The sequence below is a fragment of the Pseudomonas sp. MF6394 genome (assembly GCF_002018845.1).
Classification (GTDB): Bacteria; Pseudomonadota; Gammaproteobacteria; order Pseudomonadales; family Pseudomonadaceae; genus Aquipseudomonas; species Aquipseudomonas lactis.
The window spans coordinates 35,868-52,094 of sequence record NZ_MVOJ01000030.1 but is presented as its reverse complement, the minus strand read 5'-3'; the positions used below and the strand labels follow the sequence as shown (position 1 = coordinate 52,094).

The 16,227-nt window shown below is 53.8% G+C and carries 15 protein-coding genes; 4 read left to right on the top strand and 11 right to left on the bottom strand.

All coding sequences use genetic code 11. The annotated features are described in order from the left end of the window. Window positions 1–14 precede the first annotated feature (14 nt). Window positions 15–1,016 (top strand): Fic family protein, encoded by a 1,002-nt coding sequence (locus tag MF6394_RS25165; protein ID WP_078467783.1) that lies wholly within the window; start codon window positions 15–17, stop codon window positions 1,014–1,016. 218 nt (window positions 1,017–1,234) lie between these two features. Here MF6394_RS25165 and MF6394_RS34735 read toward each other — a convergent pair whose 3' ends face one another. From MF6394_RS34735 to MF6394_RS34730, 5 genes are all read right to left on the bottom strand, one after another. Then, complete coding sequence (locus MF6394_RS34735; RefSeq protein ID WP_078467782.1) at window positions 1,235–1,414, bottom strand: hypothetical protein; 180 nt, start codon at window positions 1,412–1,414, stop codon at window positions 1,235–1,237. 42 nt (window positions 1,415–1,456) lie between these two features. Further along, window positions 1,457–2,353, bottom strand: a complete 897-nt coding sequence (locus MF6394_RS25155; RefSeq protein ID WP_078467781.1) for a recombination directionality factor — start codon at window positions 2,351–2,353, stop codon at window positions 1,457–1,459. Window positions 2,354–2,439: 86 nt separating this feature from the next. After that, on the bottom strand, window positions 2,440–3,441 hold the full coding sequence (locus MF6394_RS25150; protein WP_078467780.1) for a YqaJ viral recombinase family nuclease: 1,002 nt from the start codon (window positions 3,439–3,441) through the stop codon (window positions 2,440–2,442). A gap of 78 nt (window positions 3,442–3,519) precedes the next feature. Then, window positions 3,520–4,488, bottom strand: coding sequence for a DUF932 domain-containing protein (locus tag MF6394_RS25145; RefSeq protein WP_078467779.1), 969 nt, complete (start codon window positions 4,486–4,488; stop codon window positions 3,520–3,522). Window positions 4,489–4,583: 95 nt separating this feature from the next. After that, window positions 4,584–4,913: a hypothetical protein gene (locus MF6394_RS34730; protein WP_078467778.1), complete on the bottom strand. Its 330-nt coding sequence runs from the start codon at window positions 4,911–4,913 to the stop codon at window positions 4,584–4,586. Between the two features lie 282 nt (window positions 4,914–5,195). Between MF6394_RS34730 and MF6394_RS25135 the strand changes: the two genes are divergently transcribed. Both MF6394_RS25135 and MF6394_RS25130 read left to right on the top strand, forming a co-directional pair. Continuing rightward, window positions 5,196–7,070, top strand: a complete 1,875-nt coding sequence (locus tag MF6394_RS25135) for an SUMF1/EgtB/PvdO family nonheme iron enzyme (protein WP_078467777.1) — start codon at window positions 5,196–5,198, stop codon at window positions 7,068–7,070. A 54-nt stretch (window positions 7,071–7,124) separates the two neighbouring features. Beyond that, complete coding sequence (locus tag MF6394_RS25130; RefSeq protein ID WP_078467803.1) at window positions 7,125–8,033, top strand: viperin family antiviral radical SAM protein; 909 nt, start codon at window positions 7,125–7,127, stop codon at window positions 8,031–8,033. A gap of 550 nt (window positions 8,034–8,583) precedes the next feature. On the opposite strand, the gene MF6394_RS25125 is transcribed toward MF6394_RS25130, so the two are convergent. Together MF6394_RS25125 and MF6394_RS25120 are read right to left on the bottom strand one after the other, a co-directional pair. Beyond that, window positions 8,584–10,002, bottom strand: coding sequence for a YfjI family protein (locus MF6394_RS25125; protein WP_078467776.1), 1,419 nt, complete (start codon window positions 10,000–10,002; stop codon window positions 8,584–8,586). A gap of 67 nt (window positions 10,003–10,069) precedes the next feature. After that, on the bottom strand, window positions 10,070–10,414 hold the full coding sequence (locus tag MF6394_RS25120; RefSeq protein ID WP_233100597.1) for a helix-turn-helix transcriptional regulator: 345 nt from the start codon (window positions 10,412–10,414) through the stop codon (window positions 10,070–10,072). Window positions 10,415–10,810: 396 nt separating this feature from the next. Between MF6394_RS25120 and MF6394_RS25115 the strand changes: the two genes are divergently transcribed. Next, the gene (locus MF6394_RS25115; RefSeq protein WP_078467775.1) at window positions 10,811–11,932 is read left to right on the top strand and encodes a hypothetical protein; all 1,122 of its coding nucleotides are present in this window, start codon (window positions 10,811–10,813) and stop codon (window positions 11,930–11,932) included. Between the two features lie 278 nt (window positions 11,933–12,210). Here the strand turns inward: MF6394_RS25115 and MF6394_RS25110 are convergent, their stop codons facing one another. From MF6394_RS25110 to MF6394_RS25090, 4 genes are all read right to left on the bottom strand, one after another. Continuing rightward, a complete protein-coding gene (locus MF6394_RS25110; RefSeq protein WP_078467774.1) occupies window positions 12,211–13,413 on the bottom strand; it encodes a tyrosine-type recombinase/integrase in 1,203 nt (400 codons plus the stop codon). A 374-nt stretch (window positions 13,414–13,787) separates the two neighbouring features. Next, entirely contained in the window at window positions 13,788–14,558 is a 771-nt protein-coding gene (locus MF6394_RS25100) for a LexA family transcriptional regulator (protein ID WP_044269006.1), read from the bottom strand. A 211-nt stretch (window positions 14,559–14,769) separates the two neighbouring features. Next, on the bottom strand, window positions 14,770–15,297 hold the full coding sequence (gene ppa / locus MF6394_RS25095) for an inorganic diphosphatase (RefSeq protein ID WP_003176323.1): 528 nt from the start codon (window positions 15,295–15,297) through the stop codon (window positions 14,770–14,772). A gap of 109 nt (window positions 15,298–15,406) precedes the next feature. Beyond that, complete coding sequence (locus MF6394_RS25090; RefSeq protein WP_044269004.1) at window positions 15,407–16,222, bottom strand: zinc-dependent peptidase; 816 nt, start codon at window positions 16,220–16,222, stop codon at window positions 15,407–15,409. Window positions 16,223–16,227 lie beyond the last annotated feature (5 nt).

Below are 16,227 nucleotides of genomic sequence, written 5' to 3'. Positions count from 1 at the left end.
AGCGGATTGAAATAATGGCGCATGTTCAGTACCAGCCCCCCTTTACGCTGAACGGCAGCATTCTGTCGTTGGTGACGGAGATTGCGCAAAGCGTCGGCCGCTTGAGTGCTCAGCCAGAGCATGCCAATGCGTTGCGCTTGCGGCGGATCAACCGTATCCGCACCGTACAGGGCTCGCTGGCCATTGAGGGTAATACGCTGAGCGAGGAGCAGATCACCGCGATCCTCGACGGTAAGCGCATCATCGCGCCGCCCAAAGATGTGCAGGAAGCGCGAAATGCACTGGCCGTTTACGAGCAGTTGGAGGCTTGGCAACCCGCGAGTGAACAGCATCTGCTTGATGCTCACGCGCTGCTGATGAAAGGTCTGATCGACGATGCCGGGCATTACCGCCAAGGCGGTGTTGGTGTGATGAAGGGTGATCAGGTGGTGCACATGGCCCCACCCGCCAATCGCGTCAGCAAGTTAATGCGTGACCTACTGCAGTGGCTTGAGACAACCGATCAGCCTCCACTGATTGCCAGTTGCGTCTTTCACTACGAGTTCGAATTCATCCACCCCTTTGCCGATGGCAATGGGCGTATGGGGCGGCTGTGGCAAACCTTGATTCTGAGCCGCTGGCAGCCACTGTTCGCGCATGTGCCGGTGGAAAGCCTGGTGCACGCGCATCAAGCCGAGTACTACGCGGCTATTAATGACAGTACCCAGCAAGCCGACAGCGCGCCGTTTATTGTGTTTATGTTGAGCATGCTGCGTGATGCGATTCTTAGCGTGAGCCCCCAAGTAACGCCTCAAGTCACCCCCCAAGTCGTGGGGCTGCTCAGGCATCTGGTTGGCGAGGTCAGTCGTGAGAAGCTGCAAGCTGCGCTGGGCTTGGCTGACCGCAAATCCTTCCGCGAGCGCTATCTGCGTCCGGCGCTGGATGCTGGGCTGATTGCCATGACCCGGCCGGACAAACCCAACAGCCGCCTGCAGTGTTATTACCTGACGGAGTTGGGTGAGCAGGCTCGGCGGTAGTTCATGTTGCCGTGCGTACGGTCAGAGTAACTTGGGAACGCTGCAGCGGGAGTCAACTCTCCGGAAATTCCAGACGGTTCAAGCAGAGGGTGATATCCGCTTGATCATCATCGAAAAAGTTCCTGCTTGCGTGGCAACGGACAGGGTTTGACCAAAAAATAAATGACTGAGCAGCCAGCGTGTGCAAGCTTTTGGCTGCTCACGCTGGTCTGTGCCATTTACCGGGACGGCTTGCCTGTTTTGTTCAATAGCCAGCACAGGATCCAGCACGCCAGAACCACTGCTATCAGTAGCGGCGGGAAGCGCAGCATCAACACAATGCTCACGACCAATGCTCCGGCTGCCGCCAGCGCGCCAATGAACAAAAGCAGACTGAGTAGAAATCTCAATAGCATCATCTCGGTTCTCCAGAGCCTGCCTGAAGTCAGGTAGGCGATAGGTCAGTGGGTTTGAGTCGCAAGCACTTCCAGCTTGCCGGCTAGTGAGCAAGGGCTAGGGGGCAGCGCTTCGCTTTGGGTTTGGGTGGATGCCGTGTCCGTGTTGGAGAAGAACTCTTCAATCACCGCGCCGCTATCTTCTTCGCAGTCCTCGAATGCGCCGTTGCCAAAGCCACGGCGTGCAGCCTCATCCAGTGCGGATTGATCGAAGCCAGCGTTTTGCCGTTGTGTGTCCAGTTCGTTGGCAGCCTGTAGCGCTTTGGCCATATCCATGCCGCTACGCACGGTGAGGTCGACATAGAAGATCGGCGTGCCATGGCTCTGGCGGGTCGACTTGCCACGCAGACGCAACTCCAGCGGTAGGCAAGCCAGCCGATTGCCAGAAATAGCCTGGAAGTAATGCAGTCGTGCGGCCAGGGTGCGGATGCTGTTGAAACCGGTGGTGCGAAATACAAAGCTGCCGAGCGGATCATCATCACCAATCAGCACATTCAGTCGGCCGTAAGGCTTACAGGCACCGCCTTTGGCCAGTGGGCAGGCATCCGGCGAAGGGCAGGGCAGCGATTGCATGCCGTCCTGGGTGACACGCTTACAGGTCTCGCCATTGCCCACGCACAACGGCCTGCCAGACTGCCGATCAAACAGCGTGTAGTCAGCACGAAAGTTCAACTCAGGTTCGTTGAACAGCAGGCGCACTGGGATGCTGCGCAATTTGTCTTCCTGACCCTTACGCAGCTCATCATTGAGCGGATGCAGCAGCCAGCCGTCCTTACCTTGCACCTGCGAGGTGATGGTGAATTGATCATCCTTTTCCGGCAGGCGTTTGCCGTTTTTCTCGATGACTTTACCGATAGAAATCCGTCCGAGAACCGGCGGGGTTATAGCGAGACCTTTAAGCATGGTGGTTCTCCTGCAAACGAAAAAGGCCAGCCACGCAGCGCTAACTGCATGTACTGGCCAGGGGGAGGGAATGGTTGAGCGGGGGATTAGCTGATCAGGAAGCGCCGACTGCCTTCCTTGAGTTTGGTGTAACGAACCTGCAGGTATGGCTTGTCCTTTAGCATGGTTTGAACATCGAGCATGTTGCTGTCTTGAGATTTCTTCCAGCTGATAAATCCGTGGCTGAACTCCGCGCGTGTGGCATCACCCATGGCCTGCTGCAGCATCTGCTTGAGCTGGGCTTCGCGGGTTTCCTTCTCGCTGATGGATTGGCGTACCGCCTTGAGCTCCAGGAAGGCTGCTGCCAAACCGGCACGGCCACTGAAGTCGACGGTCTGGCCGTTGTCTTCCGGATAGAGGCAGCGGAGCGCCATTTCAGCTGATGCTGAGCCATCAGCAGGCGGTGGCGTGTCGGTCTCCACGTAGTGCCAGAACTTGCGTTCCAGTTCGATCAGGCGAGCAATCATCTGCTCGTCACGCTCGATGCGGTGGATCTCCAGCGTCTGGCCGCCCAGCAGAACCGCGACATCCGCTGCCTGCTTGCCGGTGACAGCGAGCTGGTGCATCACCTGCAGCTGCACATACTCGGGTACGCCTTCTTTCCAAAGGCGTGCGCCGTTTATGCCGGCTGTCTTGCATTCGAGAATCTGCACATCGTCAGCACCGATCACCTCGCGGTCGATGTTGGCCAGCATCCAGGGCAGTTGAGGATCAGGGTGTTGCAGCACGGCGTTGATGCGTCGCACCTTGTTCTTCGTACGCTTGCTGTAATGCCAGGCCACGACCGGCTCCAGCACATTGCCCCAGTACATCGGACTTTCTTCATCGTGCGGATCGGCCTTGGGCAATGTGGTGTCACGCCCGGTTTTCTCCATCCATAGTTCGAGCTGCGATTTATAGGGATTTAGGCCAACGGCCGCGCCAGCATCAGAACTGCCAATGCCTTGCTTGCGCACCGCCAACCAATCTTCACGCGGTAGTTCCTTGGTATTGATCAAGCGCAGCGCCGGACGCGGCTTGCTGGTGCTGCTCAACGGAGTAGCTGTCATAGCGTTCACCTTGCGGAAATAGAAACGCCCGATCAGCAACTAGGCTGATCGGGCGTTATGGGGTGGGTAAGTAAGCGGTCAGGCGACCAGTTGTAGAGCGGTGTCCAGGGCACGTTGCTTGATCTGCGCGCCCTGGCCGAACCAGGCCGAGTCCATGCGGTACTCGTTGCTGCGTGCACGGCGTTCGTGATCGACAAACTCGGTCACGGAGTTGAGCAGGCCCCAGGCGGTGCCGCGTGCCGAGTCGAGCTGACTACCACGACCACGGCCTTCGTAGAGTTCCTGGACCTTACGCAGCGCGCGTTCGTTGGGAAGCACCTCCGGCAGAGCGCCGGTCGGATTGGTCTCGCACAGTACATTCATAAAGAAGCCCAGCGCCTCATGCCACTGCACCTTGCGCTCGGCCAGCGCACGCATGCGATACATAAAGTCGTCCCATTGCGAGACGGCGATGCCGAGCTGTTTCTTTACCGCCGATGAATCGAAGCGGGTGTTGTGCGGCACCTTGATGGCGCGGCTGGTACCGTCCAGGGCGATGGTGAGGGTGTTGTTGCACACCACCCGAACGGTGGTGGGTGTTGCCGTGGTGGCCAGGGTACCGTCGCAAGACGTGGCCAGCAGCAGGTAGCCGTTGACCTGGTCATTACCCTTTATTGCTGCGCCCTGACCGGTACGCGCCAGCGCCCAGAACTTGCGGCCACCTTTGAGTACGCCTGCCGTTTCCAGCTCGTAGCCAGAGACCTCGGTGAGATCCCGGTAGAACTCGAGCACCTCGCGCGGCTGCACGGTGTGATAGCGGTTGGAGACCACCGACAGCGGTGCCTTGGTGTCCGAGCGGAACAGCACTTTTTGCTCAGGGAAGGAGTGGATGCTACCCAGATGGCCAGCTGTCTCCGATTTGAAATGCACGGGACTTTCCTGGATCTGCCAGTCCATACCGGCTTCGCGTTGCCAGACTTCGATAGGTTGTTTTTGCGTGAGCTGATTGCCCAGGCCGTGCCACGGAGCAGCGCCAGCGTAGGCCATAGTTTCGACGAGATGAGCCATGGTTGAGATTCCTTAGGGTGCAGGCCGGCAAAAAGCGCCGCGCCCAGCGCAGCACCGTCCGGACGATATGGATTGAAATGTGTGGTGCGGCCAGATCAGGCCGGCAGGTTGAAGCGATGACCGCAGAGCAAGCAGAGGTTGTGGGCCAATACGTGGCGGTCGAGCGTATCGCCCAGCTGTGCGCCGAGCGCGCAACCACCAACCCCGCCGGCCAGGCCACCGAGGATGGCACCTGATACATAGCCGAGCGTGATGCCGAAAGGTCCAGCGATAGTGCCAACTAGCGCACCAGCTTGGCCGCCGGCCAGTGCAGCGCTGACGCCACGCGCGACACCGCCTACTGTGCCGATGGCCGCGCCAACTTTCATGGCTTGATGGAATGAAGCAATTTTGGGTGAGTGACAGCGAGGACACTGCAATGACATGGGACGAACCTTCTTGGTGGTGATGTCATTGCAGTTATGTGTGGCTGAGATTTATTGGAATCGAATCGCCAGCAATCGAGGCCTTGTACTGAGGCCATATTCGATAATATGATCTCCATATCGCCAAGTGCGTGTGGTGCCTGAGCAACCACGGCTGAGCAGTTGCCTCCTCAGTTGATCAGCTCAAAGGGCCTTGCCCTCTCTCTCCAAATCCCTGCTGACCATTACCTGTTGCCTGAGGCAGCACGGTACTTTGTTGCCGTGGCTTTATTGGAGAGAGCTATGAATATGCCTGATTTGTTGCGTGCATCGCGTGACGTCCATGTCCTGACTGAGAAGTCGAACACCGAAGGCGGGGGTTCTGATCGCTTCTGGTCCATGCGAATCGAAGGCCTTCATCACGACCACATCCGTGGTGCTGTAGACGAGCTGCGCAGTCGTTGGTCGCGGCCCATTCCAAAGCAGATTGCGCGCTCCGTCAAATCGGTTGCGCTACAGGACGCACTTGCCCGCACCCTCGGTGCGCAGTCCTATACCCACTGGCGCGAGGTCGAGCAGCAGAGGGTTGCCGACTTTCTGTGCGAGCACGGAATGTCGGTGCCGACTGATCTCATTAAGTGGTCGTATTCGCCAAGAATGGTTGGTGCTCTAGCGGCGCAGCAGGTTGCCGATCGGTTGTTCAACTCCGGTCTGGCACTGCCCAAGCGGATCTTTACCGGGGTGGGTTCTTGCCTGTTCGCTCCGCGCGCGTACGGTCGTCTGGATTTTGACCAAGTAGCTGGCCGCACATTTTGGACAGACCAGCAGCGATACGCTTTTTGTGAGCAGCATGAGGACAAAATCCTCATGCGTGCAGAGTACATGCAGGATGGCTGCGGTCTCGACTACCTCGATATGACCGGCCGGATGTTGATGCTCAACGCGGTAAGTGAGTTCATCGGCTGCATGTACAACATGATGGGCAGCAATCTGATGGAGCCGGCAGTGGGTAAGCCGGTGATGCGCAGTTACAACATGTCCGAAGAAGATCTGGCGTTTGAGCTGCAGCTGTTCCGGCTGTTCCGTAAAGAAATTGAAGGCTCCGATGATGGCTGGGTGGACGTATTACCAGTTCCAGGAAATGCCAACCTTATATTCCTGAAAGGTGCTAACGGCGCTTTTGACTGGGTTGTTCGTGATCAGCGCGACAAGGAGTTTTCCTCCAACCCGCTTTACCCGTTCTTTAATAAGGACGAAGTCCCCAAGGCTATGGACCGGAGCAAGCTGGACGGGCATTTGTACTTTGCAACCGGCACTTGGGCGGAAAAGCTGGAGCACGATGCAGAATCGCGTCATTACGCCGAAGGTGGAACGGCAGCCAATTGGCCTGGTTATGCGAAGCTGATTCAGCGTGAGCTCATTGCCAGCCTGGGCTATCGGTCTCCCCGCCCGGCAACCGGGGCCGTATCTGATCGCTTTATCCCGCACCGGCTCGGTGAGAGCTGCTTGATGGTGTCTCCCCTCGTGACCATCGCAGACTTTTTTGATTTCTGCAGCAGGACGAACTGGGGGCAGATCAGGCAGGAGAAAGCCCGCAAGACCCGCGAAAATAAGATTGACGACCTGAGCTCTATCAACATGGATTCGAGCGATCTTCCGGCGAGCGTGACCTGGCTGGATGCGGTCGCCTATTGCCGTGACTATGAGGTACGCACGGGGCTTCCCGTCCGGCTGATGACCATCGATGAGTGGCGACAGCTCGCGCCGTCGCCGATGGACTTTAGCCATGTGCGATCTTCGCGCCTGCTGACCGTGAAAAAGGGAGAGATGCCTGACGATCCTATTTATGAACAGTTGGGCTGGGGCATTGTCGGTGGGGATGGCAGGCTGGGTGGTAACTCCTCGCATTGCCATCGGCCTGATGGCTCCATGCGCTACGGATCGAACCTGAAATGGCTCGACAACGACGAAGGAGTCCCGTTCCTCACTGTACCGGGTTTCGGTGAGTGGCTGTCTGACTACCAGCATGGCGCAGCGCCGATTGCCTCTGTAGCAACCGGTCAATCTATTGTTGGTGGCTCCATTGAGCGCAATCTCTGCCCTGTTCATATGACGATGAGCTACAAGGGCGTCAAGGTCGGATTCCGGCTTTGCTACGTCGCCCATCTCGACGCCTAACCCTCTTTCACCAGGAGCTGAATCATGGTGTATCTCCGAAGTGGAGAGGGGGCTATGCGTCCTCACGTTTCCGAATTAGTTATCAACTGGCACATCACCGAGGCTTGTAACTACAAGTGCCGCTACTGCTATGCGAAATGGGATGGTGCCGGCAGGGAGTTGCTGCATGACTGGACTCGCGTCCGTAATTTGCTCGATGAACTGCAGGCATTCTTTCATCCGGAGAACGATGCCAATCCGCTCAGTCAGCACATGACATGGTCCAGCATTCGTTTGAATCTGGCCGGTGGAGAGCCGCTGCTGTATCACGATGCTCTGCTTCGGGCACTGGAATATGCGAGAAGTAAGGGGATGGGTGCGTCCATTATCACCAATGGTAGCCGGCTCACTAACGATTTGATTGACCGACTCGCACCGCTGGTTTCCATGCTCGGACTGAGTCTGGACTCAGCGGATCCATCCAGGAACATTGGCATTGGCCGCATCGATAGTCGTGGCTCTTTGCTGGACGTGGACTCGCTCTCCGAAGTGCTGGTCCGCGCAAAGACGCAGAATTCGGCTCTGCGATTGAAGGTTAATACAGTGGTCAATGCACTGAACCACCAAGAAGATATGACGCCGATCATGCATGCGCTTATGCCAGACCGATGGAAAGTGTTACGCATGCTGCAGGTAGTAACCAGTGATCTGGCCGTTTCCTCCGAAGACTTTCTCGCCTTCGTCGCTCGCCATGACGCACTTCGAGAGGTGATGTGCGTCGAGGACAACGACGACATGAGTGAGTCGTACATCATGGTCGATCCGTTGGGACGCTTCTTTCAGAACACTGCCGGGCAGAAGGGGTACCACTACAGCAGCCCTATTGACGTGATTGGTGCCGAGCGTGCGTTCATTGAATGGCGATTTTCGGCCGGAACATATGCTGCGAGGTACAGAGACGCATTGGTGGTGGGGCGAGAATGAGAAGATACAGCTCATCCAAGGACATCAATCCAAGCGACTACCGCGCATTTGATAACTTCTTGCATGCTGTCAGGCGTCTGGTAAGCAATATCCATTAGGTGCCAGATACTTAGCAGTTGTTGGGTGTCCCTGGTCAGGAGCCGCATTGCTTGCTCCTGGTCAGGGATAAGCTTGTCAGCAAATTGAAACGACTTTCCTATCCCGATTTTCCGTCATTGCAGACACCGACATATTTCCGGTAGCCGCAGTCTGAATGTGCTCATTCCGCCAGGTCGTCATCGGACTCTTGCGCTCAACCTAGAAGTGCCTGCTAAGCAGCTCGTTTATAGCCCTCGCTTTGATATGGGAGGTGCTATGCGCGTTAAGCCAGTTGGTGAGCTCGTTTTCGAGAAAGGCGGCCATGAACATTTCATTTCAACTAGCCAACTGTCCCAGGGTGAGCAGAAAAAGGAGGCTGGCGGCATACATGGGGAAAGTGAGGATTGGTCGGTAATCTGAATCGTATTACAAGTAAAAAACACCGGCGCAAGGCCGGTGGTAAAGTACTGGATTATAAAAAGCTTCGATTTATTTCAATTCGGACTGGTCTGACTTTATCATTCACAATTATTTTTCCTGAGGCTACTAAGCAGTCTAATGTGGGGTTGAGTTTCGAAACTGCTCGAAACTTTGATGGGCCTTTTCGGAGGATGTCGTTTTTATCAACCCAGTTAAATATATTCGAGTTTTTACAGTTAGATTGAATCCAGGCGAATAAAATTTCTGAATCACTGATGATCTTGGGCATAAATGTAAATTCATTTCGAAAGGTTTTGGAGCATTCGAGAACAATTTTTTCTGCCGCTTGAAGCTCTTCTAGGGTGATAAGCCCTTCGCCGAATTCGAAGTAACGTAAAAGTGCAGCTACGCGAGCAATATTCTCGCTAAGCTTAGATGCATGATCCTTAGATCTTTCATAAGTGCCACCTACTTGCAGTTCTGACTCTATCTTGTTGTATGATTCAGTCCAGTACGCAGCTGCACTGGTTGATAAGCTTATAGTTTTCTTTTCTTCGGAGGTATTGCGTAGGCGGTGCATGCATTTTTCAAGCAGGTTGTGCACCCGCTCGTTATATTTTGCGATAACTGCGTTGTTGATGGTTTTGTTCTTTATGAAGCGCGTCCCCTGAGTCGATTCTGGATGAAAAACTAAGGCGCGAGATAGTAATCCAACAGAGCGAGCAAGATCCCCCTTGCCCTCTAGATACTCTTTTAGTACTTCGAGCTGAATCATAATCCCTAAAGTCAATCGCGCATCATGTAGTGAACAGCCTTCTACTGTTGCTCGTGATACGTCTATAGTGCTTCCGGTCCATAATGCATTAATCTTGCCGAAGTCATTGAATACGCCTTTTAAAACCGAAATCCCTTCGCTAGACATCAGTGCTGCCCAAGGCATGTCAAGTCGCATGCCCTTTATAAGGGCTGCTGTAGTGGCGTCTTCGTAAAACGGGTTGAATGCCCGTGGTCGTTCAGGTTTCAGTTCTTGATGGCTTAGTAGCTCACTTTCATGTAATTGGTATTCTGGTTCAGTTTGAGGCGTATTGCTCATGTCTTTGATGATTTTCCGCTTTCGCGCCTCCCAAACTTCCAATTTAATACTCCAGGCGAGTAGTTCTTTCTGGTGTGTGATTAATGCATTCTTTACATATTCTCGAATACACCCTAGAAACATACTCTCGATTGTTGACTTTCTCTCGCCAGAGCTTGCAATGCTAATGATCAAAAGTGAAACTGGTCCGATCATATTTCCTGGTCGTTTTACATCTATTAATGGCTGGCATAGCATTGAAATTGTTGAAAGGGCCGAAGCTAGGGCTAGCTCAAGCGGAGCTTGTGTTGTTTCGGCTACTTCAATAATAAATTCTTTCAGTAGGGGGAACTTATCAAGTGCTGAGAGGATTGTTTTATTTGTGGTTTCTTGGTTCATGTCTGTGTCTCTATAAAGTTCTATTTGCGGTGTTTTTCAAGGCTTCATGTATTGAATTTATTGATAGTCAGTCGCGACTGTCGAGCCATGCCATGATTGATTCCAATCGCCAGCCGACTGCTCCTCCGCTGCTTCGCCCGGATAGCCGAACTTGTTTTGGAAAGGATGGGTCATGCCGTGGTGAGCTTGGATTTAGCCAGTCGTAAATGCAGGAGCGAGAGATCGATAGCATCTCAGTAAGTTGGCTTAATCGAATTATTTTAGATTTTGATAGTTCCTCTTTATGCGTTTTCGTTTGATTTAGGTGCTGCTCAGATACCGAGTTGTGCGTGTTTGTATAACGCTCACCTTGATGAAGGGTGCTTTTATGCTTTTTAACTGCCATTGCCTCTAATGCGTGTTTGTCAGCCATTTTTTTGCCTCCGATTTGGTGAGGCGATGCTATGCCTGTGCTGGACCCAGTTCACGGTTTCTGCTTAGCGGTTTTTTTTTACCTGCAAGCTGTTTTGTTGATTAATTTTCCTGTGTGTGATGAGGGTTTTGCAGCCTGCATGTCACGACTAGGGGTGGTCTGAAATGCCATTACTTCTAAAAATCAGATACTTAAAGCTTCTTTCAGTCAGACCCGTTCGTAAAAAATGACTCTCCTCCGCACCTAATTCCCGCTACAGCTGCGACAGCTGTCGCAGCTGTAGCGGTCTTGTGTAGGCCCTTCTATTCTCGGAATATGAAAGAAACCGGCCCTGTGATTGGCCTCAAGGGTCCGGATGCGGTGGGAGGCTGGGTCTACGGTTGAATGGATGGGCTTATGACGTTTGATGTGCCGGATGCGAGCTATTACGGAGCATTAATTACCAATGACTCCTTTGAGGTTTTGGTGCGCGAGAATGCTAATACGGGTGAGGGTTTATTTTTAAGATGGCCACGTGACTCAGATATCCGGCCAGATCTGCTTGTGCAATCATGTTTGGATAAGGAATTTGGTTTGAGCACCAAATTAATTGAGGGCTATGATGGTATAGTTTTTATTAAGGGTGGCTCGCTCGTTAATTTTATAATGCATTATTTGAGTGGTGATATAGAGGCTGTAGGTCTTCAGTGGGTCTCACTAAAAACTGCTTGGGAACTTGTGTTTAAGTTGGAAGACCATGAAGTGCTTTTATCTGACTCTGCGTCGTTCGGAGTTCTGGATAGATGGATCCGAAATCGAAGGCGTAAAATTGCTGAAGAGTCGTTTGATGGAAAGCAAAAAAAATTGCTTGAGAAATTTGATAGTCTCTGCGATCGCGTGCGTTATGTGCTTGGTAGAGATTCAACGTGCTATGGTGGTGATGGGCTTTACTCTGAATATATTAAGTCGATAATTAGTTCAGCTATATCAACTATGAAGGAGCAGGAAGATTTAGTTTTATATTTGAATGATTTGTTCGGTCGAGCAAGTAAGCCTGGTAGGAGTGCGGCCCGAGAGGCGGATCTCATTCAAGCGATACACGTTAGCTTGGCGCTTTCCAGTCTTGATTTATATAATGCAGAATATGCTAATCATGTTAAGGAGTGTAGGCGTGTTCTGGGGTTTTTAGTTGCGCTCGAAAATATTTACGGTAGTAGTTCGTTAGAGATAAGGCGTCGTGCTATCAAGGGTGGGAGTGGGCGTTGGCGAGGCCATGATAAAGCTGATCGTATCAAGTCTGATCAAATTAAGGTAGGTCAGGTTAAAAGCATAGAGTCCGCCATCCTTAAAGTTCTTGAGGATAAGAAATTATATCGGAAATCAGATCGGGTAGATGTGATAGCTGGAAAGATAGCTGGTGCTGTGCAAGGCGAGATTTCAACCCTGGGCCTGGGTGATTTTTTCGTGGATAAGGATTTGCAACTGTTTATCTGGGATTTTATAAGTGAAAACAAGGTTGCAAGGGGGTTGATAAAGTAAAATTTTAGGAGGGGTGTTTCATTGGTTTGGCTATGCCTTTGATAAGTTCTTCTGGTTTTATTTTCTTCTGTATTGCTGAGGCGTATTTCGTCTTATTTTGTAGGAGTACTCAGTTATTATTCTTGCGCCGGTTTTACCAGAACGTTAGGGGCCTTTGTTCGCCTTTCAGAAAAAAGGGCCTCTGCCTTGGTGTTGCGGTTACTAAATACTCTGTTGTCTGACTGGCGTTTCTTGTCTTTTATGAAGTTTTATTTTGGGATCACTGTGTTTTCTAGGGGTTATAATGGTTTTGTGGTTAGATATTTCGCCCAATCTTCCATTAGTTCTCTGCGCTTTTCTAAATAGTCAGATCTGGAGTATGCCCCTTCGGTTTGATCTCGTTCGTCATGTGCAAGTGCCATTTCACAAATTTCACGCGGGTAGTGTGTGCATTCACCAGCCCAGTCGCGAAATGATGAGCGGAAACCATGTCGCGTAATAGATTTATATCCCATGTCATGCAGTAGGGTGCGGATCGCATTTACATGCATTACGCCGCTTTTACCTTGGCCAGGGAATAAGAACTGACTGCCTTCAATACGTTGAATATCTCGCAGGCAATCAATGACCTGGTTAGCAAGTGGTATGACGAAGGCGACGCGCATTTTCATGCGCTCGTCGGGAAGTGACCACGTACGAGCTTCAAAATCAAACTCATCCCAGCGTGCGAATCGCACCATGTGTGCGCGAGCGGCTGTCATGATCAGCAATTGTGCGGCAAGAGATGGCGCTGTCATGTTCGCTTTCAATTGATGCATTAGCTTTGGTACGTCTTGCCACGGCATTGCGGGAAAGTGCTCGCGCTTTCGAGCTTTTTTCTTTTCTGCCCGGCTGAGTAAGTTGTCCAGGTGGCCACGCCACCGTGCAGGGTTTTCTCCGTCACGAAGTCCGCGCGCTTTTGCTGCATCCAGAATTTGTTCGATCTGTCCGCGTACCTCGTCAGCTGTCCGGGTTTTGGTGGTCCAGATGGGCTGCAGAACCTTGAGAATATGCGCTGTGTCGATCTGCTCGGCAGCCAGCTTGCTGATGTGGGGGAATGCATAGAGCTCTAGCTTGCGCATCCAGCCTTTACGCCACTGCGCAGACCAGCTCCCGCCGTGGGCTATCCAGTAATCTGTTGCCAGAACTTCAAACTTGAGCTGTTTTGCCTCTTGGGCTCGCTGAGCCTCGCGTAGGGCTTCACGTTCCTGATCTCGGGCGGCAAGTGGGTCGATACCATCTATCAGCTGGCGGCGTTTGGTGCTTGCTTCGAGTCGGGCGCTCTTGAGGCTGATCTCTGGATACGAACCTAAACCCATTTCCCGGCGGCGACCAGCGAGCTGGAAGCGCAGTAGCCAAGACTTGCGCCCTGTGTGTTTGACGACCAGGCGAAGCCCATCTCCATCTTCGTAGGTGCCAGGTTCTGTCAGGTTCTCGACCTGTTTCGGATTTAGCTTGCCCATAGTGTCCTCCGCCGCAATGCCATTTCTGCTTGTCCCCCCACTTGTCCCCCCACTTAGTCATCGGATGGGGTTGTATTGCATTGGACTCGGTTGGTTGGGTAAGTGGCTGTAGCCCTTTATTTATCTAGGCTACCAGCTTAGGTTTCGGATTCGGTAGGATTATTTCGGGCATAAAAAAAACCGGCTTGTGGCCGGCTTCTCGGGGACTGCCTCAGCTTGTTTTTGACAAACCTCACCAGCCTTCAAATCGCTCAGCCCACATGGCGTCGGGCTGAATAGTAGGGGCATCCGCGGGAACTCCTCCGCTTCGCCGGCAGGGAATCAGCTAAAAGCGACCCCTGCCAAATGTGCGGCGCATGATACCCACATTCACTTCAGTTGCCCACCTCCGGTTCCGATTTAGAGCCTTCCCAGCCCAGTAGGTGTTCATCCAGGGGGACCGGTGGGCGGCGGTTGTTGAGGGTGGACCACCAGAATACCCAGCCGACGATCTTGAAGCTCTGCTCGAAGCGTTCTTCGTGGTTGAGGTATTCGTCCGGGTGTTCGCTGGCGTTGTGGCTGCGCATGCGCAGGCCGCCGCCAGGGCGGTTGTAGAGGTATTTGATGCGCAGCATACCGTCGTGTTCGACGGCGTAGATTTCACCGTCGATGATTTGGGTGCGGCCTCGGTCGATGGCGAGGGTAGCGCCTTGTTGGATGATGTCGATCATGCTGTTGTCGACCATGTAGGCGCCTATCGCGCGGTCGGGGTTGACGTTGAGTGTTTCCAGGCTGTGCAGGTTGACGCGGATGCGTTCGGTTGAGGTGAAGGTGGGGTGGAGAGGGATCTCCACGTCGGTTTTTTCCGGGCGGCAGGCGGGGCCTGTGAGGTATTTGCCTGTGTCTTCGCGGGCGGTTGCAATCCTTGCGGTGGGGCCTTCCAACAGGTAGTTGGCGGGCGGGTGTTTGGGGCCTTTGCCGTCGCTTAACCAGCGGCTTGAGACGCACAGCAACTCTGCGATCTCGTTGAGTCGGCCCATGGGGACGCCGCGTTTGAACCAATTGTTCACGTGCTGAGGCGTGACGCCGCGGTTCTTGGCGAAGTCGGAGGCGGAAAGATGAACTTCCCGTAGTAGCGCTTTTAAACGATCACCTGATGTATTCATAAACGCAGAGTTTACTGGCCGGAAAGTCTAATCAAATAAACCATGCGTTGATTTGCGGTTGTAGGATTTGGCTTAGTTGTGGCTGGATCTTTCAGGTGTGCAACTTAGTTAAACGCTGCAAATAAACATTGAACTTGATGTTTAATTCGGCCCATAAAAAAGCCCCGAATTAACGGGGCTTTTTAATTGCTGTGGCAATAAGGCGCGGGTATCAGCCTTTGTAGGCGGCAACCGACTTCATGATCTCGGCGCGGGCAGCGTCTGCGTTGCCCCAACCGTCGATCTTCACCCACTTGCCTTTTTCGAGGTCTTTGTAGTTCTCGAAGAAGTGCTTGATCTGTTCCAGCAGCAGTGGCGGCAGGTCGGTGTATTCCTTCACGTCCACGTACAGCTGGGACAGCTTGTCGTGTGGTACTGCGATGACTTTGGCATCGCCGCCGCCGTCGTCGGTCATGTTCAGGATGCCAACTGGGCGCGCGCGGATAACCGAGCCTGGGGTGACCGGGTAAGGGGTCACCACCAGCACGTCGAGGGGGTCACCGTCGTCAGCCAGGGTGTTGGGGATGAAACCGTAGTTGGCCGGGTAGAACATCGGGGTGGCCATGAAACGGTCAACGAACAGGCAGTCGCTGTCTTTGTCGATTTCGTATTTGATCGGCGCGTGGTTGGCCGGAATTTCGATGGCGACGTAGATGTCGTTCGGCAGGTCTTTGCCAGCCGGAATCTTGCTGTAGCTCATTGGGCGTTGCCCCCGTTAGTTGGCCATATGACATGGCCGGATTGGCCTAAAAGTGGCGGCGATTATAGGCATATTCTGACGCCGATGCCATGCGCCAAGCGTCGTACGGTCATTCGCCCTGTGGCGAGTAGCGCGGGTCGCTGGCTTGCAGTTGGGCTAGGCGGGCCAGGGGATCCTGGCGATAAAAGCGGCTGAGTTGGGCGTACACCTGTGGATAACTATTGAGCAGTAAATCCGGGGCGCTGAAGAAATATTCACTGGTGACGGCGAAGAACTCCGCCGGGTTTTCCGCAGCGTAAGGGTCTATCTCGGTCTCGGCGTCCGGGTTGGCGTCCAACTGGCGGTTGAGGTCATCGAAGGCGCCTTGCATGACGCTGGCCCAGTCTTGCACGCGCATGTCGTGGTGCAGGGGCGGCAGGCCGTTGGCGTCGCCGTTGAGCATGTCCAGTTTGTGCGCCAGTTCGTGGATGACCAGGTTGTAGCCTTCCCATTGGCCGCTGGCGAGCACGCCGGGCCAGGCGAGGATCACCGGGCCTTGTTGCCAGGCTTCGCCGCTGTGTTCGCCGTCCCACTCGTGTTCGACGCCGCTGGCATCGCGATGGCGTTGTGGGCTGAGGAAGTCGTCGGGGTACAGCACGATTTCATGGAAGCCCTGGTACCAGTCGAGGTCGCCCAGGTTCATCAGCGGCAGTTGCGCCTGGGCGGCGAGCAACAGGCGTTGTTCCTGGTGCAGTTCGACGCCGGGCAGGGCGGTGAGGTGTTTTTCACTGAGGAACACCACGCAGGCTTCGCGCAGCCACTGGTCTTGCTCCGGCGTGATGCCGTCGAGGAAGGTCAGATGGTGGCGCACCCGTTGCCAGGTGTCATCGGCAATCGGGTGCTTGGCCAGCAGGCGCCGGCGACGCCAGGCGCTGAAGGACCACACGGGCG

Coding starts and splice junctions, on each gene's coding strand:
- MF6394_RS25165 (WP_078467783.1), top strand. CDS start 15: ATGGCGCATGTTCAGTACCAGCCCCCCTTTACGCTGAACGGCAGCATT.
- MF6394_RS34735 (WP_078467782.1), bottom strand. CDS start 1,414: ATGATGCTATTGAGATTTCTACTCAGTCTGCTTTTGTTCATTGGCGCG.
- MF6394_RS25155 (WP_078467781.1), bottom strand. CDS start 2,353: ATGCTTAAAGGTCTCGCTATAACCCCGCCGGTTCTCGGACGGATTTCT.
- MF6394_RS25150 (WP_078467780.1), bottom strand. CDS start 3,441: ATGACAGCTACTCCGTTGAGCAGCACCAGCAAGCCGCGTCCGGCGCTG.
- MF6394_RS25145 (WP_078467779.1), bottom strand. CDS start 4,488: ATGGCTCATCTCGTCGAAACTATGGCCTACGCTGGCGCTGCTCCGTGG.
- MF6394_RS34730 (WP_078467778.1), bottom strand. CDS start 4,913: ATGTCATTGCAGTGTCCTCGCTGTCACTCACCCAAAATTGCTTCATTC.
- MF6394_RS25135 (WP_078467777.1), top strand. CDS start 5,196: ATGAATATGCCTGATTTGTTGCGTGCATCGCGTGACGTCCATGTCCTG.
- MF6394_RS25130 (WP_078467803.1), top strand. CDS start 7,125: ATGCGTCCTCACGTTTCCGAATTAGTTATCAACTGGCACATCACCGAG.
- MF6394_RS25125 (WP_078467776.1), bottom strand. CDS start 10,002: ATGAACCAAGAAACCACAAATAAAACAATCCTCTCAGCACTTGATAAG.
- MF6394_RS25120 (WP_233100597.1), bottom strand. CDS start 10,414: ATGGCTGACAAACACGCATTAGAGGCAATGGCAGTTAAAAAGCATAAA.
- MF6394_RS25115 (WP_078467775.1), top strand. CDS start 10,811: ATGACGTTTGATGTGCCGGATGCGAGCTATTACGGAGCATTAATTACC.
- MF6394_RS25110 (WP_078467774.1), bottom strand. CDS start 13,413: ATGGGCAAGCTAAATCCGAAACAGGTCGAGAACCTGACAGAACCTGGC.
- MF6394_RS25100 (WP_044269006.1), bottom strand. CDS start 14,558: ATGAATACATCAGGTGATCGTTTAAAAGCGCTACTACGGGAAGTTCAT.
- ppa (WP_003176323.1), bottom strand. CDS start 15,297: ATGAGCTACAGCAAGATTCCGGCTGGCAAAGACCTGCCGAACGACATC.